The organism is Fibrobacter sp. UWP2, from assembly GCF_900141705.1.
Taxonomy (GTDB): domain Bacteria; phylum Fibrobacterota; class Fibrobacteria; order Fibrobacterales; family Fibrobacteraceae; genus Fibrobacter.
This window is the reverse complement of sequence record NZ_FQYM01000001.1, coordinates 117,324-140,243: the sequence shown is the minus strand read 5'-3', so window position 1 is coordinate 140,243 and position 22,920 is coordinate 117,324. Positions and strand designations below refer to the sequence as shown.

Annotated in this window: 19 protein-coding genes; 11 read left to right on the top strand and 8 right to left on the bottom strand. The window is 55.0% G+C overall.

The window, feature by feature from the left end; genetic code table 11:
- Positions 1-34: 34 nt before the first annotated feature.
- Positions 35-859 carry an arginase family protein gene (locus BUB55_RS00580; protein WP_073187260.1) on the bottom strand — a complete coding sequence of 275 codons (825 nt, stop codon included), beginning with the start codon at positions 857-859 and terminating at the stop codon, positions 35-37.
- A gap of 167 nt (positions 860-1,026) precedes the next feature.
- Here BUB55_RS00580 and BUB55_RS00575 point away from each other — a divergent pair, with 167 nt between their 5' ends.
- The 7 genes from BUB55_RS00575 (at position 1,027) to BUB55_RS00545 (ending at position 11,961) form a co-directional block, all read left to right on the top strand.
- Positions 1,027-2,469 carry a glycosyl hydrolase family 8 gene (locus BUB55_RS00575; RefSeq protein ID WP_073187259.1) on the top strand — a complete coding sequence of 481 codons (1,443 nt, stop codon included), beginning with the start codon at positions 1,027-1,029 and terminating at the stop codon, positions 2,467-2,469.
- Positions 2,470-2,592: 123 nt separating this feature from the next.
- On the top strand, positions 2,593-3,807 hold the full coding sequence (locus BUB55_RS00570) for a TolB-like translocation protein (protein WP_073187710.1): 1,215 nt from the start codon (positions 2,593-2,595) through the stop codon (positions 3,805-3,807).
- Between the two features lie 8 nt (positions 3,808-3,815).
- On the top strand, positions 3,816-4,568 hold the full coding sequence (locus tag BUB55_RS00565; RefSeq protein ID WP_073187257.1) for a TrmH family RNA methyltransferase: 753 nt from the start codon (positions 3,816-3,818) through the stop codon (positions 4,566-4,568).
- Between the two features lie 83 nt (positions 4,569-4,651).
- Positions 4,652-5,473 carry a 5'/3'-nucleotidase SurE gene (gene surE, locus BUB55_RS00560; RefSeq protein WP_073187708.1) on the top strand — a complete coding sequence of 274 codons (822 nt, stop codon included), beginning with the start codon at positions 4,652-4,654 and terminating at the stop codon, positions 5,471-5,473.
- Between the two features lie 17 nt (positions 5,474-5,490).
- Positions 5,491-8,190: a DNA gyrase subunit A gene (gene gyrA, locus BUB55_RS00555; RefSeq protein WP_073187255.1), complete on the top strand. Its 2,700-nt coding sequence runs from the start codon at positions 5,491-5,493 to the stop codon at positions 8,188-8,190.
- Between the two features lie 236 nt (positions 8,191-8,426).
- On the top strand, positions 8,427-10,337 hold the full coding sequence (locus BUB55_RS00550; RefSeq protein ID WP_234971738.1) for a glycoside hydrolase family 11 protein: 1,911 nt from the start codon (positions 8,427-8,429) through the stop codon (positions 10,335-10,337).
- Between the two features lie 103 nt (positions 10,338-10,440).
- Positions 10,441-11,961, top strand: a complete 1,521-nt coding sequence (locus BUB55_RS00545; protein ID WP_083596799.1) for a glycoside hydrolase family 11 protein — start codon at positions 10,441-10,443, stop codon at positions 11,959-11,961.
- 333 nt (positions 11,962-12,294) lie between these two features.
- Here the strand turns inward: BUB55_RS00545 and BUB55_RS00540 are convergent, their stop codons facing one another.
- A complete protein-coding gene (locus BUB55_RS00540; RefSeq protein ID WP_073187249.1) occupies positions 12,295-12,981 on the bottom strand; it encodes a hypothetical protein in 687 nt (228 codons plus the stop codon).
- Positions 12,982-12,999: 18 nt separating this feature from the next.
- Entirely contained in the window at positions 13,000-13,956 is a 957-nt protein-coding gene (gene dapA, locus BUB55_RS00535; protein WP_073187248.1) for a 4-hydroxy-tetrahydrodipicolinate synthase, read from the bottom strand.
- An 83-nt stretch (positions 13,957-14,039) separates the two neighbouring features.
- Here dapA and BUB55_RS00530 point away from each other — a divergent pair, with 83 nt between their 5' ends.
- From BUB55_RS00530 to BUB55_RS00515, 4 genes are all read left to right on the top strand, one after another.
- On the top strand, positions 14,040-15,653 hold the full coding sequence (locus BUB55_RS00530) for a phosphohexomutase domain-containing protein (protein ID WP_073187246.1): 1,614 nt from the start codon (positions 14,040-14,042) through the stop codon (positions 15,651-15,653).
- 21 nt (positions 15,654-15,674) lie between these two features.
- Positions 15,675-16,478, top strand: a complete 804-nt coding sequence (locus BUB55_RS00525; RefSeq protein ID WP_073187244.1) for a hypothetical protein — start codon at positions 15,675-15,677, stop codon at positions 16,476-16,478.
- Between the two features lie 46 nt (positions 16,479-16,524).
- Positions 16,525-17,274, top strand: coding sequence for a YebC/PmpR family DNA-binding transcriptional regulator (locus tag BUB55_RS00520; protein ID WP_073187242.1), 750 nt, complete (start codon positions 16,525-16,527; stop codon positions 17,272-17,274).
- Positions 17,275-17,433: 159 nt separating this feature from the next.
- A complete protein-coding gene (locus BUB55_RS00515) occupies positions 17,434-18,921 on the top strand; it encodes an amidophosphoribosyltransferase (RefSeq protein WP_073187241.1) in 1,488 nt (495 codons plus the stop codon).
- Between the two features lie 24 nt (positions 18,922-18,945).
- Here the strand turns inward: BUB55_RS00515 and BUB55_RS00510 are convergent, their stop codons facing one another.
- From BUB55_RS00510 to argC, 5 genes are read right to left on the bottom strand one after another with little or no spacing between them, the layout of a single operon-like run.
- Entirely contained in the window at positions 18,946-20,091 is a 1,146-nt protein-coding gene (locus BUB55_RS00510; protein ID WP_073187239.1) for an N-acetylmuramoyl-L-alanine amidase family protein, read from the bottom strand.
- A gap of 17 nt (positions 20,092-20,108) precedes the next feature.
- Positions 20,109-20,579, bottom strand: coding sequence for an SsrA-binding protein SmpB (gene smpB, locus BUB55_RS00505; RefSeq protein ID WP_073187237.1), 471 nt, complete (start codon positions 20,577-20,579; stop codon positions 20,109-20,111).
- Positions 20,572-20,913 carry an HU family DNA-binding protein gene (locus tag BUB55_RS00500; protein ID WP_073187235.1) on the bottom strand — a complete coding sequence of 114 codons (342 nt, stop codon included), beginning with the start codon at positions 20,911-20,913 and terminating at the stop codon, positions 20,572-20,574. The genes smpB and BUB55_RS00500 overlap by 8 nt, the downstream gene beginning before the upstream one ends.
- A 33-nt stretch (positions 20,914-20,946) precedes the next feature.
- The gene (obgE, locus tag BUB55_RS00495) at positions 20,947-21,948 is read right to left on the bottom strand and encodes a GTPase ObgE (protein ID WP_073187233.1); all 1,002 of its coding nucleotides are present in this window, start codon (positions 21,946-21,948) and stop codon (positions 20,947-20,949) included.
- The gene (gene argC, locus BUB55_RS00490; RefSeq protein WP_073187232.1) at positions 21,948-22,910 is read right to left on the bottom strand and encodes an N-acetyl-gamma-glutamyl-phosphate reductase; all 963 of its coding nucleotides are present in this window, start codon (positions 22,908-22,910) and stop codon (positions 21,948-21,950) included. The genes obgE and argC overlap by 1 nt, the downstream gene beginning before the upstream one ends.
- Between the last annotated feature and the right edge of the window lie 10 nt (positions 22,911-22,920).

Here is a 22,920-nt window from a genome sequence, read left to right as displayed (position 1 = left end):
AGTTCTGCGTGCAAAAATAGATTTTTTTATCCGTTTACTGCAGAAAGTTCTGCAAAAACTCTATCAATTCGCGGTTTATGCGGTCGTTCAGGGAGTCCGCTTCTTGCACTGTGTGGTACTCGTCGCCTGCAAAGTCGCGGGCGCGTTCGCCGCAGATGTCTACACCGATGATTTTGTGGCTTGTGGCGAGGCCGGCGATGATTTTTTTGAGAGTCGCGACATCCAGCGAGCCCTGGTCCCAGTTGGTGACGGCATCTTTTTCGCAGAGCACATCCTTGTCGATGGAGATGTATACCGGTAGGCTTTCGCCGACCATGGCGAGGACTTTTTGCGGGAGGGCGTTGCCGTCTTGGCAAAGTCTGCAGACCTCACTCTCGGTGATGAATGCGACGCGTTCGGCGTAGCGTGCAAAGTCGACGCTCTCATCGGTTTGAACCTCTGTAGCGAGCTTGTCGGCCACGCCAATTAAGACGACATTATGGATAAACTTGTTGCTGTCGAGGGCTTCTTTTACCCAGCTGCCGCAGCTGAGAATGTCGCCAAAGCGGGGCGGCTGCATGTCGGGGTGGTGGTCGAATACCACGAGCGTGAACGGCTCCGTGATTTTCCCTGTCCAGATCTTGCTCATGTAATGGTAGTTGCCGCTGTCAAAAAAATGGATTCCGGAGGGCGGGTACTTTGCCAGCATCCCAACCAAAAAGCCCTCGGCTTCACTGTCGCAATAGCAGTCCGTTCCACTCACGTCGGAGCAGTCGATGTAGCAAAAGTCGTTGCCCTCGCAATGGCATGCGTCCTTGAACCTTTGCACAAAGGCCTGCTCGCCGTAAACACCGGTAAAATCTTGGACCACGAGATTCATGGGTCAAAGATAACACCAAAAAATGGGAGGCTTGACCCCGATTATTTTTTTGTAAGCTCTTTTTTTGTGACGCGGCACACGGATTGACGCGGCCCGTACCCGCTTTGCGAAAAAAAACTCTATTTTTGATTAAAGAGTGTATAGCGTTGCTTCAATAAGGAGATGTTATGAATTTTATTGCAAAAATCGGTGTTGCCAGTCTCGTTGCATTCGGCCTTTCGCAGGCGGCGGTGAACTTCCCGTTCCCGCAAAAGTCCGACTATAACGGCTATGCGACACTTTTGAGCGACAAGGACCAGGCGTCGGCGGACCTCAAAAAGGGCTTTGAATACTGGCTCAAGACCATGTACAATGAAAGTGGTGATGTGGCCGGCGTGCGTTCCGATCCGGGTTCTGATCAGTATTTCTCGGAAGGTGTCGGCTACGGCATGCTCCTGATGGTCTATTTCAGTGACAACACCACGAGTTACCAGAGCCAGTTCGACAAGATTTGGAACTTCTACAAAAAGATGATGAACGAGAACGGCCTGATGGTGTGGAAGGTCGGGAACCTTTCGCAGAAGTACGACCAGGGGGCAGCCCTTGATGGGGATATCGATGCGGCTGCCGCCCTCGTGATGGCGTACTACCAGTTTGGCGACGAGAAGTACTTGACCGACGCCAAGACCCTGATCCAGAATATGAAAAAGCACGAGTTCGAAGAAAACGGCCTCCATTTGCCGGGCGATAAGTGGGGTGATGCGGGATACAACCGCAAGAATCCGGGCTACTTTGACCCCGCCTACATGCCCATCTTTGCCGCCGTGGACAAGGAAAATGCGGACTTTTGGAGCAGCAAGGCTTACGATGCCAACATGAAACTTTACGAAACCAGCGCTGGCGAAGTTTCGACTGGGCTGGTGGACGACTGGACCGACAAGAACGGCAAGAGCGAAGACGACTACTACAGCTACGATGCCTCCCGCGCCCCGTGGCGCAACGCAAAGGCCGTATGCTGGCACGGCGACCAACGTGCACTAGCTATCGACAAAAAGATGGCAAAATTCGTTTCGGGCGTTTCGGCGGCCAATATGAAAGGTCCGGTGATTCGCTCCTCGGGCTCTCTCGGTAATGACCACAACAGTACGTTCGTGACCTCCCTGATGACGGCGCTCATCTCGGACGCGAGTTACCAGAGCAAGCTTGACGAATATTGGAAGGAAGCCGTGGCGCTCGGTGACGAGAACTACTTCAACCAGTCTCTCAAACTCTTGAACGGTCTTCTTGTATCGGGCAACATGCCGAACCTCATGACAGCCGGTTCTGCAACGCCCTCCTCTTCCAGTTCTGCAGTGCTTCCGGTGAGCAGCTCCAGCACCACGTCCATTGCGGCGACGGCGGGTATTGTTGTCCCGACGCTCAAGGTGCATGGCCGTACGCTCCAGGCGAACTTGAACGGCATGGCTCGTGTGGACCTATTCTCGGTGACGGGCTCCCTGGTCAAGACGCTTTGGAACGGCGACGCCAAGGGTTCTGTGAGCGTTTCGCTCAGGGGTGTCCCGAGCGGGCTCTACATTGCCAAGGTCTCGGCTCTCGGTGCGACACGCATGTATAAAATCAACGTGCACTAGTCGTGTGCGCGGCATTTTTTGATGTTAAAAAAGCCGTTTTAGAGTTTCTAAAACGGCTTTTTTTTGTGTTCGCTATAAAGTTTTGTATTTTTAGACAAAACAAATACAATGAGGATTGCCTTCATGAGTTTTAAGAAATTTGCCGTTGCCTCTGCATTTGCCCTGTGTGCCTCTGTCGCTTATGCCCAGCAGGGTGCCCCGACGGGCGCTGCCGTGGACCCGACCCCCGAGGAACAAAAGGTGCTTGATGCCCTCAAGGGGAAGGTGGAAGGCGTCATTGTGTGGGCGACGAGCCGATCGAACTCGCACCACGACATTTGGATTATGAATGCCGACGGCACCAACGCAAGGCCGCTCACCAAGAGCAACAACGTGGACTGGTTCCCGCGCGTGGCTCCTGACGGCTCTAAGGTTTTGTTCAACCGCAGCAAAACTGGCTGGGTTCCCGAAAACGACGCCAACTATCCCGAAAAGTGGGACTTGTGGACGGTCGATATCGATGGCGAAAATGCCGTGAAAATTGTGGACAACGCCACGTGGGGTACTTGGCGCCCCGACGGCAAGTCCATCGTGTTCAGCCGCGCCGGCAAGGTCTTTACGATGGACCTCGCGAGCAAAAAAGAGACGCTTGTGCTGGATGGCGAAAAGGCGTTCAACAAGGCGGGCGTGATTTTGCAGGAACCGAACATGAGCCCCGACGGCAAGCACCTGGCGATTACGCTTCGCGGTTCCATGCGCGAGACTGGCGTTTGGGATTTGGCGAAGGGCGCCTGGACCAAGTCTGGCGACGGTTGCCAAATTGACTGGAACTTTGATGGTAGCAAGCTTTACCGCGTGAACCCCACGGGTAACGGCGGCACGGCAGCCCCTAGCGAAATTTTGTGGTTCTCGGCAAAGGATGGCAAGCAGGTCGAAAAAGTCGGCTTCTTTGGCATCCCCAAGAATGTGAAGTTGATGGACTTGCCGGGTCGCCGCAGTCACGAGTACTTCCCGCGGCTCTCGCCCGATGGCAAGTGGCTGGTGTGGGGTGCGACCGACAAGGGACACGACCACGACCTGTTCGATTACGAGCTTTACATGTGGAAGATTGGCGAGCCGGTGGAGACCGCTGCCCGCATCACTTACCATACGGGTAACGACCGCTGGCCCGACGTTTGGTTTGGCAAGGTCCCCGTAAAAGAAAAGCCAGCCCCGGTTGCCGAGGCAGCCAAGGCGGCTCCGGCAGCCGCACAGGCTGTTGTTGGGGCGAGCGATGCCAAAATGGACGAACTCATCAAGGCCATTGACCGTTTGACCGAGGCCGTGAACAAGCTGAACGCAAAGCCCGATGCGCAATAGCCGTACTCATGTACACCGAACCTAAGTTCCTCGCGATGAAGCCGACCTCGCAGGCAAAGCGCCTTGCTGAGCTTTTGCGGGTCATCATTTTGCAGTTGGGCGACGACGTGCCTCGCGCCCGTCGTGAGTTTGAAACCTACGCAGAGTGGCTAAAGCTGCCCGAGACCGAACGGCTCATTGGCAAGAACCAGGCGCAAATGATCGATTTGTACAAGACGTTCCGCACCCGCGCGGGTCTTGGTTTTGAACGCGATGTGTACTTGGAGCAAGAACCGGGTGACCGTGAGGTGGCCAATGAAAAACCCATCTCGTTTGCCGTGCTGGTGCACAATTTGCGCAGCGCCTTTAATGTGGGTTCCATTATCCGCAGCACCGACTGCTTCGGCTTGGAGGGCGTCCATTTGAGCGGTTACAGTTGCAACCCTGACCATGTGACGGTCAAGAGCGCCGCCCGCGGTTGCCAGGAGTGGATCCCCATCAAGCGCTGGGAGAGTCCGTTTGATTGCATCAGGTGGCACAAGGAGAACGGCTACGAGATTATTGCCCTCGAAACGGGCGAGGACATCCCCAGTATAAACAACGTAACGTGGCCGCAAAAAGGCCTGATTGTGCTGGGGAACGAGGAACTGGGAATTGCCCCCGAAATCATGGCCGAGGCCACCATGAAAGTGACCATCCCCATGGCCGGTCGCAAGGCGAGCATGAACGTTGCCGGAGCGTTTGCCATCATGGCTTTTTGCCTAAGAAGTGCAAAAGGTTAAAGGCTCTTTTTTCGCCCTTTTTTTCATCATTTTCTGCTTTTTTTTGTCGCCTTTTGGGCGCCATTTTCTACATTTCTATTAGCATGCAAAACACGCAAAAATCGCGCGTCCTCATCACCAATGACGATGGGGTGAACAGCGCCAATATCCACGCCTTGGCAGGCGCTTTGGCTCCCTTTGGGGAGGTTTTTGTGTTTGCCCCCGAAACAGAACAGAGCGGCGTTTCTCAGGCCTTTACGGTGCGCAAGGGAATCCGTGTGCAAAAGGGATCTTCGGGGCAGTACGAGGTGTATTCGGTTTCGGGAACTCCCGCTGACGCGGCAAAGTTCGCCATAGGCTGTTTTGCCGCCCACGGGTTTAGCGCGGACCCTGCTGCAAACGAGGTTCCCGGCTCCCACTTTGACGTCTGTTTTTCGGGCGTGAATGTGGGGGAGAACTCCGGGGTGTCAAGCCTTTACTCGGGAACGGTAGCCGGGGCACGGGAAGCAGCCCTCTGGGGCGTCCCTGCGGTGGCACTGTCCCTTTGCGTAGGTGGCGAATCTTTGATGCCTGCCGTGCTTGATTTTGCGGTTCACGTGGTGCGGGACCGGCTTTATGCGCAAATGCCACCTAATACTTTTTGGAACGTGAATTTCCCCAAGTCTAAGGACGGAACGTTTAAAGGCGTCAGGGCGACCAAGATGGCGTTGGGTATGTTTACGGACCACTACGACCGTCTTGAAGGGGTTTCCGGCTTGGACGGCGTGTGGCAGTTGGACGGTGAAAAACTGTGGGAGAAGGAGCCCGTGGATAGCGACGATTACCTGCTCCACCAGGGCTATGCGACCATTACGCCGCACCGTATTGACCAGACGGATGAAGAGAATTTGAAAATAATAAACGAGATGTTGGCCGGTAACGGCTAATCACTAAGAGGGATAAAATGTCAGAAGAAATGGTACCAGGAACACAATTCAAGAGCCTGATTGAACAGGACATGCAGGATTGCTACCTCCGCTACTCGATGAGCGTAATTGTGGCTCGTGCATTGCCCGATGCTCGAGATGGCTTTAAGCCCGTGCACCGCCGCGTGATGTACAGCATGCACAAGCTGGGCGTGGTTCCGAACAAGTCTACGGTCAAGAGCGCCCGTATTGTGGGTGACGTGATCGGTAAGTACCACCCGCATGGTGACTCCGCCGTGTACGAGACCTTGGCCCGTATGGCCCAGGATTTCTCTTTGCGTTACCCGCTGGTTTTTGGCCAGGGAAACTTCGGTAGCATTGACGGCGACAGTCCCGCCGCCATGCGTTACACCGAAGCCAAGATGAACAACATGGGCGCCCTGATGCTCGAGGATCTTGAAAAGGATACCGTCGATATGGGCCCGAACTACGATGAATCCCTTGAAGAACCGTTGGTGCTGCCTTCGGCGCTCCCGAACATGATTGTGAACGGGACCTCCGGCATTGCTGTGGGTATGGCGACCAACATGGCTCCGCACAACCTGCGCGAGGTTGGTGCCGCCATCCATGCCTTGGCCGAGAACCCGGACCTCACGGGCGAAGACCTCATGGAATATGTGAAGGGACCTGACTTCCCGACGGGCGCCATTGCCTGCGGCCGCGCGGGCATTCGTGACGCCTACCTCACAGGGCATGGCCGCGTTCGTGTGCGTGCCCGTACCGAGATTGAAACGGATTCCAAGGGCAAATCGCGTATCATTGTGACCGAAATTCCGTACATGGTGAACAAGGCGGAACTTTGCAAAAAGATCGCCGACTTGGTCCGTGACAAGCGTGTGGACGGCATTACCGATATTCGTGATGAATCGAGTCGCGATGTTCGTATTGTGATTGAACTCCGCCGCGATGCTGTTGGTGAAGTTGTTCTAAATAATTTGTTCAAATACACCCAGTTGCAGACCACGTTCAGTATCTACAACTTGGCGTTGGTTAACAACCTCCCGAAGCTCCTGACGCTCAAGGATCTTTTGCAGGTCTACATCGATCACCGCTTGGAGGTGATTACGCGTGCTACGCAGTTCGACCTCAAAAAGGCCGAAGCCCGCTTGCACATTATTGAAGGCCTCCGCATTGCAACGCAGAACATTGACGAAGTGGTGCAAATCATCCGTAACAGCAAGAGCACGGAAGATGCCAAGCAGGCGTTGCAGACGCGCTTCAATCTGGATGAAATCCAGTCGCAGGCGATTGTTGACATGCGTTTGGCTCAGCTTACCGGACTCAATATCGAAAAGTTGGAAGCCGAGTACAACGAACTCATTGCGACCGTCGCCGACCTCAAGGACATTTTGGAAAAGCGCGAACGCCGCATTGCCATCATGCTCCAAAAGCTGGATGCCGTCGTGGACAAGTATGGCGACGATCGCCGCACCACCATTGGCGAAGCCATTGACGACAGCGACGACGAAGACCTGATTGCCGAAGAGGAACAGGTGATTACGCTTAGCCGCGAAGGTTACATTCGCCGCTTGCCGATTGACACCTTCAAGACCCAGAGCCGTGGCGGCAAGGGCATTATTGGTGCGGGCCTCAAGGACGAGGACGACGTGGAGCAAATCTTTACGGCGAGCACGCACAGCTATTTGCTCGTGTTCACCAACAAGGGTCGCGCTTACTGGACCAAGGTCTACCGCCTGCCTGAGGGGGCTCGCAACGGCAAGGGCCGCCCGATTGTGAACTTTGTGGGCCTTACCGACGGCGAAAAGGTCCAGGCGATTGTGCCTGTCCGCAAGTTCGGCGGTTATTTCTGCCTGGTGTTTGCGACCAAGAAGGGCATTATCAACAAGATGGACCTCAAACTGTTCAGTCGTCCGCGCAAGGCTGGCGTCAACGCCATCAGCCTCGACGAAGACGACGAATTGGTCAAGGTCCAACTTGTGGGCCTCACCGAAGAAGAGTTCAAGGCGTCCGAAGCCGCCAGTGAACTTGATCTTGGTGAAGAAGATTCCGCCGCCGAAGTTGCCGAGAATGCCGAGGAAGTCGAGGGCGAAGAGGTGAATGACGAAAACCGCCCGATTCCGCACGACTTGCTGATGCTAGCCACCAAGAATGGCCAGGCGGTCACGTTCCCGATTAGCTGCTTCCGCGCCATGGGCCGCGGTACGCACGGTGTACGCGGCATCAAGCTTGCCGAAGGCGACGAAGTGATTTCGCTCCTCTGGCTCAAGGCCGGCAACAAGGTGCTCACCATTACCGAGAAGGGCTATGGCAAGCGTTCGGAGCCGGGCTCCTACCGTATTACACGCCGTGGTAGCAAGGGCGTCAAGAACTTGAACGTCACCGACAAGGTGGGCCCGGCCGTATTTGTCGACAGCGTTGCCGACGACTACGACTTGATCATCACCACCAAGGAAGGCCAGGTCATCCGCATCAAGGCCGATTCCATCCGCGTCACGGGCCGCAATGCTCAGGGCGTCAAGGCGATTACGCTTCGCGATGGGGACTCGGTTGGCGATGCGACAGCCCTCCCGAGCGTCGAGGACATTGAGCAGGACAGCGCCGAGGCCAAGGAGACCTTTGACAAGGTCGAAGGGGTCGAGGTCGATGACGACTCCATCGTGAAAAACGACGGGGAAGACAATGACGTGATGCCGAAGGAAAACCCTGAAGAGGTTTAACAAAGCCTCCGTTTTTTCCTTAAAATAACGCAAAATTCGCAAAAAGATTCCGCTGGGAAATGCCCGGCGGGATTTTTTTCTGTTGTTTTTTGCAACAACATACTTTTGTTTACAATCCCCCCGAATAAAAAGGGGGAACATATTTTTAGGGTATTGGGGGATTACAAACATAAGGAGACGATATGGGAACAGGGTCAAAAAAATGGCTCAAGACCGCTATTATTTTGGCGTTTGGCTTGAGTGTAACATCCGCTTTCGCTGCCGATGCTTGCAACGACAATATGGGGCATTCCGGCAATGGCTCGCAAGTGAGCGGCAACAGGGTAGGTTCTATTAGTGGAACCCCTTGGGGCTTTGAACAATGGTATCAGGGCGGCAATGCTTCCATGACTTATTATAGTAATGGCACATTCAAGGCCAACTGGAGCGGCTCCAGCGACTACCTGACCCGCGTGGGATACCAGTACAACGGCAACGGAATCGACCACAAGTCGAAGAATTTTGCAGTCGATTACAAGTACACCAAGACAGGTAATGCCTCTTACGGCTACATCGGCGTGTATGGCTGGACCAAGAATCCGGAAACCGAATACTACATCGTGGACGACTGGTTCAGCAAGCCGAGCGAACAGTATGTCGGCGAAAAGTTCGGCGAAATCACTGTGGATGGCGCCAAGTACTCCATTCACGCGTTCCTCCGCCAGCAGGAACCCTCCAAGTCGGGCACTTCCACGTTCGTGCAGTTCTTCAGCATCCGCGAGACTCCGCGTCAGTGCGGCCACATCGACATTTCTGCCCACTTCAAGAAGTGGGATGAACTCTTTACTGGACAGCAGAAGCAGCTTCGCGGTTCGAAGGGCGGTGGATCTGCTTCGCTCAAGTTCGGTAACGTGACCGAAGTGATGCTCATGACCGAAGCGGGTGGCAATGCTACGGGTTCCGTGGACTACACCTACTTCGACATGACCGACAAAGCCTCGTCGTCGCCGACTTCTAGCGCCTCGACGAAATCTAGCTCTTCCGTGGCGAAGTCCAGCTCATCTGTGGCAAAGTCTAGCTCTTCCCAGGGTGGTGGCCAGACGGTTGTGACTGATGTTTGCAAGGCCACAGATATGGGGCATCCTGGCAATGGCTCGCAAGTGAGCGGCAACAGGGTAGGTTCTATTAGTGGAACCCCTTGGGGCTTTGAACAATGGTATCAGGGCGGCAATGCTTCCATGACTTATTATAGTAATGGCACATTCAAGGCCAACTGGAGCGGCTCCAGCGACTACCTGACCCGCGTGGGTTACCAGTACAACGGCAACGGAATCGACCACAAGTCGAAGAATTTTGCAGTCGATTACAAGTACACCAAGACAGGTAGCGCGTCTTACGGCTACATCGGCGTGTACGGTTGGACCAAGAATCCGGAAACCGAATACTATATTGTGGACGACTGGTTCAGCAAGCCGAACGAACAGTATGTGGGTGAAAAGTTCGGCGAAATCACGGTCGATGGCGCCAAGTACTCCATCCACGCGTTCCTCCGCCAGCAGGAACCCTCCAAGTCGGGCACTTCCACGTTCGTGCAGTTCTTCAGCATCCGCGAGACTCCGCGTCAGTGCGGCCACATCGACATTTCTGCCCACTTCAAGAAGTGGGATGAACTCTTTACTGGACAGCAGAAGCAGCTTCGCGGTTCGAAGGGCGGTGGATCTGCTTCGCTCAAGTTCGGTAACGTGACCGAAGTGATGCTCATGACCGAAGCTGGCGGTAACGCTACGGGTTCCGTGGACTACACCTACTTCGATATGACCGACAATGCCAAGTCTTCTCCGACGAGCTCCAGCACGGCGAAGTCCAGCTCCAGCAGGGAAGGTGGGTCTAGCTCTAGCAAGACTTCGTCGAGCAGTGGCTTCTCCTTCCCGTTCAGCAATGGCATGTGGAACATTTCCAGCTCTACGGACGCCATTCCGGTTGCCGATATAAACCTGTTCAATACTGAAAAGTCCCTCCAGGTGTTTGATATGCAGGGCAAGTACCTCGGCAAGATCGACGTTGTGACGGGCGTTTCCATAAACGACGCCTTGATGACCAGATTCCACAAGAGTGGCGTTTATTTGGTCAAACAGGGTAGTTTTATACAGAGAATCGCTGTAAAGTAGCGTTGTTTTTCTCTACAACAAATCTTTGCTAACAATCCCCCCAAATCAATTGGGGGGATTTATTTTTAAGGCGTTGGGGTTAATAACCTGAATAGGAGATGATATGGAAACTAGAACAAAAAAAATGCTCAAAACGGCCGCTGTATTGGCTTTTGGCTTGAGCGCAACTTCTGCCTTCGCAGTCGATGCCTGTAAGGATGCGATGTCTGTCCCGCAGGGTTCCGGCCACAGCGTGAACGGCAACCAGACGGGTTCCATCAGCGGCACCAAGTGGGGCTTCGAACAGTGGTTTGACGGTGGTAATAACTCAATGAAGTACTACGACAACGGTACTTTCGAAGCTAGCTGGAGTGGTAGTAATGACTACTTGGCCCGTGTGGGTTTCCGCTATGGCGATAACGGCCCGGGTAAGAGCGTCAAGGGCATGCAGTACACTGCCGACTACAAGTACACCAAGACTGGTAATGCTTCGTACGGCTACATCGGTATCTATGGTTGGACGGTGAACCCGCAGGTGGAATACTACATCGTGGATGACTGGTACAGCAAGCCGAATGAACAGTATGTGGGCGACAAGTTTGGCGAAATTACCGTTGACGGAGCCACTTACACCATCCATGCTTTCGTGCGTCAGCAGGAGCCTTCCAAGACAGGTACTTCTACCTTCTTGCAGATTTTCAGCGTCCGCCAGACTCCGCGTCAGTGTGGCCATATCGATATCCAGGCCCACTTTGACAAGTGGAACGAACTCTTCACGGGCCAGCAGAAGCAGTTGAAGGGGTCCAAGGGCGGCCAGTCCATGTCTCTCAAGTTTGGTGACGTGACCGAAGTGATGCTCATGACCGAAGCCGGTGGTGGTGCTTCGGGTTCCGTGAAATACTCCTATTTCGATATGAGCGAAAACGGCCAGCCGTCTGAACCGCCTAAGGAAATCGAACGCAAGCCGTTCGGTGGCACGGCAGCTTCCATTCCGGGTACCGTTGAAGCCGAAAACTTCGACGAAGGTAACTACGGCGTGACCTACTCCGGCGTGCAGGGTGCTTCGGGCGACGACGGCGACCATGACTACCGTGGCGAAGACTACGCCTCCGTGGATATCGTTGCCGCTGGAGAGGGTAGGGCGATTGGCTACACCGCTGCTGATGAATGGCTCGAATACACGGTGAATGTTGCTCAGGATGGCGAATACGATATTGTTGCCTACGTTTCGAACGGTTCTGGCGCTGGCAAGTTGAACCTTTCTCTCGATGGCAAGTCCCTTGCGTCGCTCTCGTTTACGGGTACCCAGGAAGACTGGAATGCCTACGAAGAGGCTACCGGCAAGGCGACGCTCACCAAGGGTGAACACGTGCTCCGCATTACCATCGCCAACGCCAATACCAACGTGGACTATGTGAAGTTCTCGCTTGTGGGCGGCGATAATCCTCCGCAGGCCATTGCCAAAATGCTGGTGGCCTCTGCAAGCGCAACCTACAGCGTGTTCGATTTCAAGGGTCAGTTCATTGGCAAGGTCGAAGTCGCTTCGGGTAGCTCCGTTGCCCAGGCTATCAAGGCTAGCTTCCACAAGGTTGGAGTCTACATGGTCAAGAATGGCAATGTGGCTCGCCGGATTGCTGTGAAGTAGCGTTGTTCCTGTATACAACATAAAAATGTTTACAATCCCCCGAATTCAATTCGGGGGATTTATTTTATATGTGGGTATCAGATTAGGGAGACACGGCACTTGCCATTGGGTTGCTTTCACTACAAATTCGTTCGCTGTAGACGCCTGCAAATATATAGGTGATCTTAGCGGCAATGGTTGGAACATCAAAGAGCTTATTCAATAAATCCTCCATACACTCCAAAAGCGCCTCCGCTTCGGCGGGGGCGTTTTTTTTTGCGTAGGCGAGGAGAGACTCGGTCAAAAAAAAAGGACCGCGGTCGAAACCGCGGCCCTTAAACGTTCAGTAGAAGATTACTTCTTCTTGGACTTTTTAGGCGGATGGGCGGCAATCTTCTTTGTGCCCTTGGCCTTGGCGGCAGCGGCCTTAGCGGCGGCTTCCTCGGCCCTGTACATGGCTTCCATGTCGGCGAGGGCTCCGCTCGGGTCGGTCTCGATGATGTCGGAGGCTTCGTCCACGAGTTCGGCAAACTGGTCGTACCAGTCGGCAAAGAGCTCCACCTCGAGGTGGTCTACGCCGGGCACCGTGAGGCGCACGCCGCAGGATTCGCCGATGCGGTCCTGGAACTTGGCGATTTCGGGGCGGAGGAGGGAGAGGTCGAGGCCGTCGAGGTCTTCGGGTTCCAACCAAACGCCGTCTTCTTCTTCATCAATCTTGACGTTCTTTTTGCCCTTCTTGTCTTTGCACTTGCCGCAGGTACATTCGTCGTCGCAGCAGTTGTTGTTGAAGGTCGCCAGGTATTCTTCGTCGTCCATACCGCTGTCGTAGTAGAACTCGTCGTCTTCCAGGTAGAGGGTCTCAACAAAGATGCCCTTGGCGCCCAGATTCTTGGCCGCGGCAAGGAATTCCTTGAGGTCGCCGCCAAAGTAGCGGGTCGTTTCGGCTTCTTCGTTCAGCGTCTGTACGGGGATGGGGAGGAGCTTCTGCTTCTTGATATGGTCGCAGACGATGTCGGTAATGGATTTGTTGTTCTTGGCCATGGGATTCTCCTGTAAAAACTATGCGTGATACTTCTTTAGGCTCGGTGCCTTTTCGTCGATGAGCTTCATGATGCGGGCGACCGCTTCGTCACCGTGGGCAGTGTCCTTCACGCTTACCAGCGGTTGGAACAGCGGGCTATTGAACAGCGTGCCGAGCGGAATCGGGTTCTTGCGGCAGAAGGTCGCTTCGATGTAGTCGCGGGCGGCCTTTTGCAGGTCGTGAGCTTTCTCCTTGTCGCCGGCGGCATAAGCCTTGTAAAGGTCGACGAAGGTCTTGCAGGCTTCGGGGATGTTGCCCGAAGCGCTGATGAGGCCCGTGCCGCCCATTTCGAGGAGGTCTGCGAACAGACCGTCTTCACCGCTCATCACGGCGAAGTCCTTGCCCTTCGTTTCCTTGATAACGCGCATCGTGTCTTCGTGGAACTTTTCGCCAAAGCCGAATTCCACCGCCTGCTTAAGGCCGATGATGTTCTTGTCTTCGGCAAGGGCGATGAGGGTGTCGGGGTGTACGTAGCTCGAGGTGCGGCCAGGGACGTTGTAAATGACGATCTTGGCGCCCGTCTCGGAGCTCAAGGTTTGGTAATGCTTGAGCAGACCCTCCTGCGGGGGGTTGTTGTAGTAGCCTGTCACGCAGAGGACAGCCACCGGGGCGATTTTCAAAACGTTTTCGATCATCTCGATGGATTCGCGGGTGCAGTTGGAACCAGCACCGGCAATCACGGGCACGCGCCCGTCCACATAGTCCAGAGTGAACTTGATGACGTCCAAATGCTGTTGAGGCGAGACGGTCGCACTCTGACCGGTAGTCACGGCCGGGAGGACGCCGCTTGCGCCAGCGGCGATAACATCGTCGATCATCTGGCCCATCTTTTTGAAATCGATGGAATTGCGAAGGTTTTTGTGATCGTCGTTCTTAAGGGGTGTGAACAACGCGGGGAAAACACCAGTAAGTTGAGAAGCGTTAGTTATTTGCATGGGCTAAAAATACATAAATGTCAAAACAAATGCACAGAAATATTCTATTTTTGAACCGCAAACAACAATCTATAGGAACCTCCATGGAAACGATCACTCAGATTTGGAAAAAGATTCAGGCTCCCGAATTCAACCTGGCAACCGATATGAACCTGGTTGAACAGGTCAAGCAGGTCGCTCTTACCTCCCAGGAACCGGCTAAGGTCAGCTTCGGTACCTCCGGCTGGCGCGGCGAAATTGGCTCTGAATTCACTCTCCGCAACCTCCAGGTGGTGGGCGCCGCCATTGTGCGTCTTTATCGCGAGGCGACTCCTGAACTTTTTGAAGCTCTCGGCGTCAAGGATTTTGCCGAACTGCAGAAGCGCGGCGTGGTCGTGGGCCACGACAACCGCCTTTTGGGCCATGAATTTTGTGAAGCGGTCGCTGACCAGTTCGCCAAGGCCGGCGTGAAGGTCTACTACGGCGGCGAAATGCCGACTCCGGAGTTCTCCGCCTGCATCGAGATGCTCGGTGCCGCCTGCTCCATCAACATGACGCCCTCCCACAACCCGAGCCACTACAACGGCATCAAGTTCAACCCGGCCGACGGCGGTCCTGCAGGTCCGGAAATCACGAACGTCATTACCAAGCTCTCTAACGAGATGATGGCGACCTGGAAATTCGAACCGGTGGCCAAGGTGGACTGGGAAATCATCGACTCCCTCAAGATTTACAAGGAATTCCTCATCAAGCAGGGCACCATCAAGTTCGCCCGCATCAAGGACTTCATCAAGAAGGGGCGTCTCACGCTTGTGTGCGACCACGTGCACGGGTCCACCCGTCGTCGTCCGGCCGCTCTTCTCGACAATCCGGAATGCCTCATCACTTTGCGTAATGAAGACGACAGCCTCTTTGGCGGCATTGCTCCGGAACCTTCGAGCAAGAACCTCGAGAAAGTCCGCAAGGTTTTGGACGAAAGCAAGAGCGAGTTCCGCCTGGGCGCCATCTTTGACCCCGATGGTGACCGCATTCGCTTCTACGACGGCACGCGCGAAATTGACATGAACCAGTTTGGAGCCATCGCCTTCCATTACATGGCGACCTGGCGCAAGGAACAGGGAGTCGTTGCGAAGTCCGTCGCAACCTCGAACTTTGTGAACATCATTGCCGAAAAGCTCGGTGTGCCTGTGATGGAAACCCCGGTGGGCTTCAAGAACTTCCGCCCGTGGCTCAGCCGCAATGCCAAACAGAAGGCGCTTGTCGCCTTCGAAGAATCCGACGGCATTTCGGGCCTCAACAACACCCTCGAGAAGGACGCCCAATTCGGTCTCCTCATGGCCCTCGAAATCATGGCCACCACGGGCAAGAACCTGGGTGAATACCTCGACGCCCTCTACGAAGAATATGGTCGCTTCTACCCGACGCGTTCGGGCTTCGAGGTGGACAAGTCCCTCGTGGGCGCGCCCTTGAAGGCCAAGGTCGACGCTGTCGCCGAGATTGCCAAGCCCGGTGCCAAGGTCATGGTCGGCGACAAGGAAAAGACGGTGAAGCAGCTCCTCACGCTCGACGGCGTGAAGGTCATCTTTGAGGACGATTCCTGGATGCTCGTGCGTCCGTCTGGTACCGAACCCAAGGTCCGTATTTACACGGAGTGCCGCAACCCTGACGAAAAGGATCCGATGTTTGAAGCCGCCAAAGCTTTGTTCTACAAGAACTAAAAAATAAAAGGGAATGGAAAAATGAAGAAGATTCTCATGATGCTCGTGCTTGCCTTCGCCATGGCAGGCTACGCTCAGGAAGGTTCGATTAAGCCGAAGTTCCAGGCTTTTTCTGGTGCTTTGCTCAAGTTGAAGCCCGCGGAACACGGCTACCACAAGTTCTCGCTTAAGGTGGAAGCCGCCCCTTGGGCTTTCCAGGCCATTGGTGAGGTTCGCGCCCCTAACGGTGACCCGGAATTGCTCATCAACGCCCTCTTTGACGGCGATGTGTACGCCGTGCTTGCCTACGTGGACCAGACGGCCACGGGTACCGACAACAAAGAGTACAATGTCGGCCTTTTCGAGATGATGCTTTATTTTGAAGAGGAAGCAACGTCTATTCGCAACTTGAAGTTCAAGTTGCTGCCGCCTGCCAACGACGACTGGGCGCAGGGCATTTTGAAGGACGCCCTTTCTTCGGGTTCTCTTTTGGGTGATATTTGGCACGGTAAGTACGACAATGCCATTACCAAGGCTTCGGCGAACCCCATGGACAAGCAAAAGCTCAAGTCCATGCAAAAGAAGTCCAAGTCCAATGCCGAGGAAACCATGGGTGCTGATGACAGCCGCCGTTCCCGCATGAAGGCCAAGGCCGATGATGATGAGGACGAGGCTCCGGTCGTCAAAAAGAAAAAGAAGAAAAAATCCTACGACGAAGACGAAGATGACGACGACGTTCCGAAGAAAAAGAAGAAAAAGAAGAAAAAGTCCGTCGAAGAAGATGAATGCGACGACCCGAGCCTTTCTGTGAAAGAAAAGCGCCGTTGCAGAATGAACAAGAGATAATCAAAAGTTTCACCTAAATCGAAAACCTGAATATTCGAGGTAATCTATGTCCGGTCACTCTAAATGGGCCACCACCAAACGTAAGAAAGCCAAAACCGACGTTGCTCGTGCCAAGGCTTGGAACAAGCTTATCAAGGAAATCTCCATTGCCGCCAAGCTCGGCGGTGGCAACCCCGACGCCAACCCGCGTCTTCGTGCAGCCATCCTTAAGTCCAAGAGCCAGAGCCTCCCGACCAAGAACATCGAAAGCGCCATCGCCAAGGGTACCGGTGCCAACTCCGGTACCGAAATGACGGAACCGATGTACGAAGGACGCGGTCCGGGCGGAATCGCCATCATGGTGCAGTGCATGACCGACAACAAGGTCCGCACCGTTGCCGAAATCCGCAACATCTTCAACAAGAACAACGGTTCCATGGGTGAATCCGGTTCCGTTTCCTGGGCCTTCACTTACAAGGGCGTGATTATCGTCGACGCCGAGAAGTACCCCGAAGACCAGGTGATGGACCTCGTGCTCGAAGCCGGTGCCGAAGACATGTCCACCGAAGACGGTGTGCATGAAATCTCCACCTCTCCGGAAGCATTCGATGCCGTTTCCAAGGCTCTTGAAGCTGCGAACATCGAAATGATGAGCGCCGAACTCAGCTACGTCGCCAACGACCCGGTCAAGCTCGGCCACGACGACGCGGTGAAGCTCCTCAAGCTCATCGACAAGTTCGAAGATCACGACGATGTGCAGGAAGTCTACCACAACGCCGAAATCGACGAAGCCGACATGGACGCTGCTGACGCATAATTCAAATTATTGTTAGTAAATGACTTACGAAGATTTATCTTCGTAAAGACTCCCGGAACGACTCCGGGAGTTTTTTATACGCAAAAAAATCCCTATACGGAACGTTCTAGTTTTTCTATTTTATGGTCGCTTTGTAGACCTATAGCCAAGGAGACATATATGGGTGGATTTTGCGGAGTTGTATCCAAGAACGATTGCGTTTGTGACTTGTTCTACGGAACCGACTATCACTCTCATTTGGGAACACACCGCGGTGGCTTGGCCGTATTGAAGGCCGACGGGAACTTCCATCGTTCCATCCACAACATCCAGAACACTCCTTTCCGCAGCAAGTTCGAGCACGACCTGGCCTCGTTCTCTGGCAACGTTGGCATCGGAGTCATCTCCGATACCGATCCGCAACCGCTGGTGATGTGCTCCAAGCTGGGCACTTTCGCGCTTGTGACAGTCGGTCTCATCAGCAACATCGAAGAACTGAAGGACGAACTTTTCAAGAACAACTACATGCAGCTCCAGTACTCGACCACAAGCGGGATGGTCGGTCCGACCGAGGTTGTCTCGGCACTCATTGCGACGCAGCCCTCGATTGTCGAAGGCCTCAAGTACGTACAAGATAGGGTGAAGGGCAGCTGTTCTGTGCTGCTTGTCGACAGCACCGGCAAGTTCTATGCCAGCCGCGACAAGTGGGGCCGCACTCCGATTATCCTTGGCAAAAAGGACGGTTCGATGATAGCCGTCCAAGAGAGCTGTGCCCTCCCGAACCTCGGGTACGACCATGTGCGCGACCTCGGCCCCGGCGAAGTCGCCGAGATCACTCCCGAAGGCGACACGACTTTGGTTGAACCCGGCAAGAAGATGGCGATATGCTCGTTCCTCTGGGTCTACTACGGCTACCCAGCTTCGAGCTACGAAGGCCGCAACGTCGAGATGACGCGTTACCGTTGCGGTAGCGCCCTCGCCAAGCGCACTCCTACCGAGGCGGATGCCGCCGCCGGTATTCCGGATTCCGGCACGTCCCACGCATTGGGCTATGCCCATGAGGCAGGCATGAAGTTCGCCCGTCCGTTTGTAAAGTATACGCCGACTTGGGCACGCTCGTTTATGCCACAGGACCAACGCCAGCGCGAACACGTCGCCTCCATGAAACTCATCCCGGTCCCGGGACTTATCAAGGACCGTCGCCTGGTGTTTTGCGACGACTCCATTGTGCGCGGCACGCAGCTCGGTAAGCAGGCCGCCAAGCTCTATTCGCTTGGTTGTAAAGAGACCCACATGCGCATTGCCTGCCCGCCGCTGGTTTACCCGTGCAAGTTCATCAACTTCTCCCGTTCCAAGAGCGAGTATGATCTCATTACGCGCCGCTACATTCGCGAACGCGAAGGAGAGAACGCCGACTTGTCAAAGTACACCAATCCCGATAACCAAGAATACAAGGATATGGTCGAGTACATCCGCAAGAACCTGAACTTGACGACGCTCGCCTTCCAGCGCATTGATGACTTGGTGCATGCGATTGGCCTCCCGGCGGAACAACTCTGCACGTACTGCTGGAGCGGCAAGGATTACGCCGAGACGGGTGACTGCTACCATTGCCCCTGCGAAGACGGTGAATGCCCCTGCCATTCTGACAAGGGCGAAAAGGCTTAATTAGCCCGACATTTTTCTAAGCGTTTATCTACCCAGGGTTTCGCGGTAGTTGTGTACTGCACCCTTGTAGTTGGCGACCGCCTTTGAAATGCGCGAGGCGAGGTCCTTTTGGCCCTTGTCCGTCATCATGTAGGCTTCGTCGTCAATGTTGCTGATGAACCCGAGCTCTATGAGTACGGCGGGCATCATCGCGCCCACGAGGACCATGAAGCCGGCGCCACCGACGCCGCCGCCCTGGCGGGTGATTTTGCCGCCGTCAAAGCTCTTCAGGAGTTCCTCGGTGAACATGTAGCTGTTCTGCTTGTACTTCTCCAGGCGAGCCTCCAGCTTGAACCACTCGAGCGGGGAGAGTTCCTCCTTGGCGTTCTTTTCGCCGTAGAGTGTCGCCACCTTGTTTTCGCGGCGGGCAATGGCCTTGTCCTCTTCGCTCTCGGGCGCACGCAGCACATAAAAGTGGAAACCGTGGATTTGCTTTTTGCGTTCGGGCGTCGCGTCGATGGCGTTGCAGTGTACACTGATAAAGAGGTCTCCGTCCCACTGGTTCGCGAGGTTCGCGCGTTGGCCGAGTTCAATGAACACGTCCTTGTCGCGGGTGAGCTTTACGTTGAAGCCTTCCTTTTCGAGTTCCTTTTTGAGGAGTTTGGAGACGGCGAGCACAATGTCCTTTTCTTGCCCTTTTTTGCCGAGGGCGCCGGTGTCTTTGCCGCCATGCCCCGGGTCAATGACGATGGTCTTCACTTCGCGGGTGCCCGCGGTCTCGTTCTTGGGTGCCTTGACTGCAACGGACATGGAGGTGCTTGAAGCCGCAGTGCTCGACACCGAGGCGCTCGAAGTCGCAACACTGGAGGTCGCTCCGCTCAATGCCGCCGCGGAACTGGAAAGCGTCGCCGCGGAACTGGTGGGGGAGCTCGCCTTGAAGAGCTTGTTCGCATCGTCTTCGGCAATCCACAAATGCCCGTCCTCGAGTGCGGGGCTTGCAATCAAGTCAATCGCCTTGCCGTTGACCGCAGCGTAGGGAATGCCCACGGCAAACTTTGCGGTGTCCTTCGCCGTCACCAAAATGAACGTCTTTTGCACGGGGAACCAGTGGAACGACGCGCCCGCCTTTTTGGCGAACGCTTCGGCATCCACGGCGTTGACGTCGGCAAAACAGAGAGCCCAGCCGACCATCAAGAGCAATGCTATAATCAGCGACGGGCCTTGGCAATGCGGGCGATTTCCAACTTGGCTTCCCGATTGATGATGTCCTGTCGCTTGTCTCTTTGATCTTTGCCTCGGCATATTCCTATTTCAAGTTTCGCGTAACGGTTTTTAAAGTAAAGTTTTAGGGGGACGATTGTGCAACCCTTGAGTTCCTTCGCCTTGCGCATTTTTTGAATTTCGTGCGTGTGGGCGAGGAGTTTGCGGCGGCGTGCCGGGAAGTGGTTGAACCGGTTTGCAAAAAGGTATTCGTCGATGTGCGCCCCCACGAGCCACAGTTCGTCCTTGTTCTCGTCGATGTCGACCCAGGCTTCGCCCAAGGTGCATTTGCCGTCACGGATGGATTTGACTTCGGAACCGATGAGCATGATGCCCACCTCGAAGGTTTCGTCTACAAAGTAAAGGTGATTGGCCTTGCGGTTCTGGATGACGGGGGTGTTCTGTTCTTTTTTAGGCATCGTTCTTGACAGGTGCCGCCGCCTTTTCGGCGGCTTCCAGCACATCGTTTAAAGACTTAATCAAATCTTTGCTGGCTTCAAAAACGGGCTTGGTGCCGGCATTGATTGTAACGGACTCACCGGTACGCGGATTCCTGGCGGTGCGTTCCTTGCGCTCTTTGAGCTTGAAACGACCAAAACCGCGGATTTCCACGTTGTTGCCCTGCAGCAAGCCGTTCACAAGGGTGTCCAAGAAACTTTCGACAATCGTCTTTGTTTGCACCTGGGTGAGGCCAGTTCGCAGCGCGATATCTTCGACGATATCCTTTTTGGTGATGTTCGCTTTTCCTGCCATATTTTTAAAACTACAAAAAATTCGGTAAAAGGGTTAGCCCTTCTTGGCCCATCCGACTGTCTTTTTCTGCTTGTGGGGCACCATTTCGTCGAGGATTTGCTGCAATTCCACACAACCTTCGCCCGTGAGGGCCGAAGTGACCACCACTTTTTGTCTGTGCTTCTTGAATTCTTTGATGGCGGCCTCTATCCCGAGATCGTCCTTGTTGAGGGCTACCACAAAGGGTTTCTCGGCGAGTTTGGGGTGGAATGCCTTGAGTTCGTCCTTCAGGACCTTGAACTGCTCGTAGGCGTTTTCGGCAAAGCCGTCGATGACAAACAAAAGAGTGTGCGTGCGCTCGATGTGCTTGAGGAACTGGTGGCCCAGGCCCTTGCCTTCGCTTGCCCCTTCCAGGAGTCCCGGAATATCGGCGACCACGAAGCTATGTCCGTTCACTTGTACGATACCGAGCACCGGCTCGAGCGTTGTGAAGGGGTAGTCGCCCACCTTGGGGCGTCCGCTCGAAATCTTGTGGACTAGGCTCGACTTGCCTGCGTTCGGGAACCCGACGAGGCCGACGTCTGCCATGAGCTTGAGTTCCAAAAAGAGTTCGCGCTTTTCGCCCTTTTCGCCGGGCGTGCACTTGCGCGGAGCCTGAATCTTGGGGGTGGCGAAATGCTGGTTTCCCATGCCGCCCTTGCCGCCGCGCGCCGCAATCCACTTCTGGCCCGGCTGCGTGAGGTCGGCGAGAATGCGCCCGTCGGAATCCTTGACGATTGTGCCGCGCGGGACATCGACGACGAGGTCTTCGGCGCTACGCCCGGTGCAGCGCTTCGCTCCACCCGGCTGGCCGTTGCCGGCTTTGTACAGGCGTGCGTTGCCCATGTCGAGGAGCGTGGAGTACTGCTCGTTCACCTGGAGAATCACGTGGCCGCCGCGCCCGCCGTCACCGCCGTCCGGGCCTCCCAGGGGTACGAACTTTTCGCGGTGGAAACTGCAGATGCCGTCTCCGCCCTTGCCGGAACGCACTTCGATTGATTTTTCGTCTAAAAACATTAAAGGCTGATTCCTTCGTCTAGCCCGAGGGCGATATTCATGTTCTGGATGGCGGCGCCGCTGGCGCCCTTGCCCAGGTTGTCGATAATCGTCGTCACCTGCATTACGTTCTCGTTGCCGAACACCTGGATGCGGGCGTTGTTCGTATCGTTACAGACGGTGGCGTCAAGGCGGCCGTTGAACAGCACGGGGGCTGCTTCATAGGGCATCACCTTCACAAAGCGGGAACCTTCGTAATGCTTGGCGAGGATTTCGGTGAGGCCTTCGGGGCCGACCTTCTTGGTGAGTTCATTCGCGAAGATAGCGACGGTCACCGCCATGCCCTTGTAGTAGGGGCCGAGCACCGGGTTGAAGAACGGCGTGTTATCGAGTTCGCAGTACTTCTTCATTTCGGGGAGATGCTTGTGGGCAAGCGCAAGCGCGTACGGGGCGGGCGCCATGATGGCCTTCGATTCGCCGGCGGCATGCGAAAGGGCTGCGGCTTCTTCGTATTCGGCAATCAGTTTCTTGCCGCCGCCAGAGTAACCGGTGATGCTGTAGGCGGCGAGGTTTGCGCTCTTCGGCAAAATGCCGGCGGCAACCAGCGGGTGAACGCCCAGGATAAAGCCCGAGGCATGACAGCCGGGGTTCGCGATGCGCTTGGCTTTCGCGATGGCTTCGCGCTGTGCGGGGCTGAGTTCCGGCATGCCGTAGGTCCAGGCCGGGTTCACGCGGTGCGCCGTGGAGGCATCAATCACGCGGGTGTTCGGGTTTTCGCAGAGGGCTGCACTTTCAACCGCCGCAGCGTCGGGCAGGCAAAGGAACGTCACGTCGGACTCGTTGATGAGTCGCTTGCGTTCGGCGGTATCCTTGCGGAGTTCGGGAGAAATACGCAACACTTCGATGTCGGTGCGCTTTGCGAGTCTCTCATAAATCTGCAGGCCTGTAGTCCCTGCTTCACCATCTACGAAAACTTTGAACATCTCTTATTCC

Excerpts from the sequence above, each read along its gene's own strand:
- BUB55_RS00500 (WP_073187235.1), bottom strand. The coding sequence starts at position 20,913 with ATGGCAGGAAAAGCGAACATCACCAAAAAGGATATCGTCGAAGATATC.
- BUB55_RS00530 (WP_073187246.1), top strand. The coding sequence starts at position 14,040 with ATGGAAACGATCACTCAGATTTGGAAAAAGATTCAGGCTCCCGAATTC.
- BUB55_RS00525 (WP_073187244.1), top strand. The coding sequence starts at position 15,675 with ATGAAGAAGATTCTCATGATGCTCGTGCTTGCCTTCGCCATGGCAGGC.
- smpB (WP_073187237.1), bottom strand. The coding sequence starts at position 20,579 with ATGCCTAAAAAAGAACAGAACACCCCCGTCATCCAGAACCGCAAGGCC.
- obgE (WP_073187233.1), bottom strand. The coding sequence starts at position 21,948 with ATGTTTTTAGACGAAAAATCAATCGAAGTGCGTTCCGGCAAGGGCGGA.
- gyrA (WP_073187255.1), top strand. The coding sequence starts at position 5,491 with ATGTCAGAAGAAATGGTACCAGGAACACAATTCAAGAGCCTGATTGAA.
- BUB55_RS00540 (WP_073187249.1), bottom strand. The coding sequence starts at position 12,981 with ATGGCCAAGAACAACAAATCCATTACCGACATCGTCTGCGACCATATC.
- BUB55_RS00580 (WP_073187260.1), bottom strand. The coding sequence starts at position 859 with ATGAATCTCGTGGTCCAAGATTTTACCGGTGTTTACGGCGAGCAGGCC.
- BUB55_RS00565 (WP_073187257.1), top strand. The coding sequence starts at position 3,816 with ATGTACACCGAACCTAAGTTCCTCGCGATGAAGCCGACCTCGCAGGCA.
- BUB55_RS00515 (WP_073187241.1), top strand. The coding sequence starts at position 17,434 with ATGGGTGGATTTTGCGGAGTTGTATCCAAGAACGATTGCGTTTGTGAC.
- surE (WP_073187708.1), top strand. The coding sequence starts at position 4,652 with ATGCAAAACACGCAAAAATCGCGCGTCCTCATCACCAATGACGATGGG.
- dapA (WP_073187248.1), bottom strand. The coding sequence starts at position 13,956 with ATGCAAATAACTAACGCTTCTCAACTTACTGGTGTTTTCCCCGCGTTG.
- BUB55_RS00545 (WP_083596799.1), top strand. The coding sequence starts at position 10,441 with ATGGAAACTAGAACAAAAAAAATGCTCAAAACGGCCGCTGTATTGGCT.
- BUB55_RS00510 (WP_073187239.1), bottom strand. The coding sequence starts at position 20,091 with ATGGTCGGCTGGGCTCTCTGTTTTGCCGACGTCAACGCCGTGGATGCC.
- BUB55_RS00520 (WP_073187242.1), top strand. The coding sequence starts at position 16,525 with ATGTCCGGTCACTCTAAATGGGCCACCACCAAACGTAAGAAAGCCAAA.
- argC (WP_073187232.1), bottom strand. The coding sequence starts at position 22,910 with ATGTTCAAAGTTTTCGTAGATGGTGAAGCAGGGACTACAGGCCTGCAG.
- BUB55_RS00575 (WP_073187259.1), top strand. The coding sequence starts at position 1,027 with ATGAATTTTATTGCAAAAATCGGTGTTGCCAGTCTCGTTGCATTCGGC.
- BUB55_RS00570 (WP_073187710.1), top strand. The coding sequence starts at position 2,593 with ATGAGTTTTAAGAAATTTGCCGTTGCCTCTGCATTTGCCCTGTGTGCC.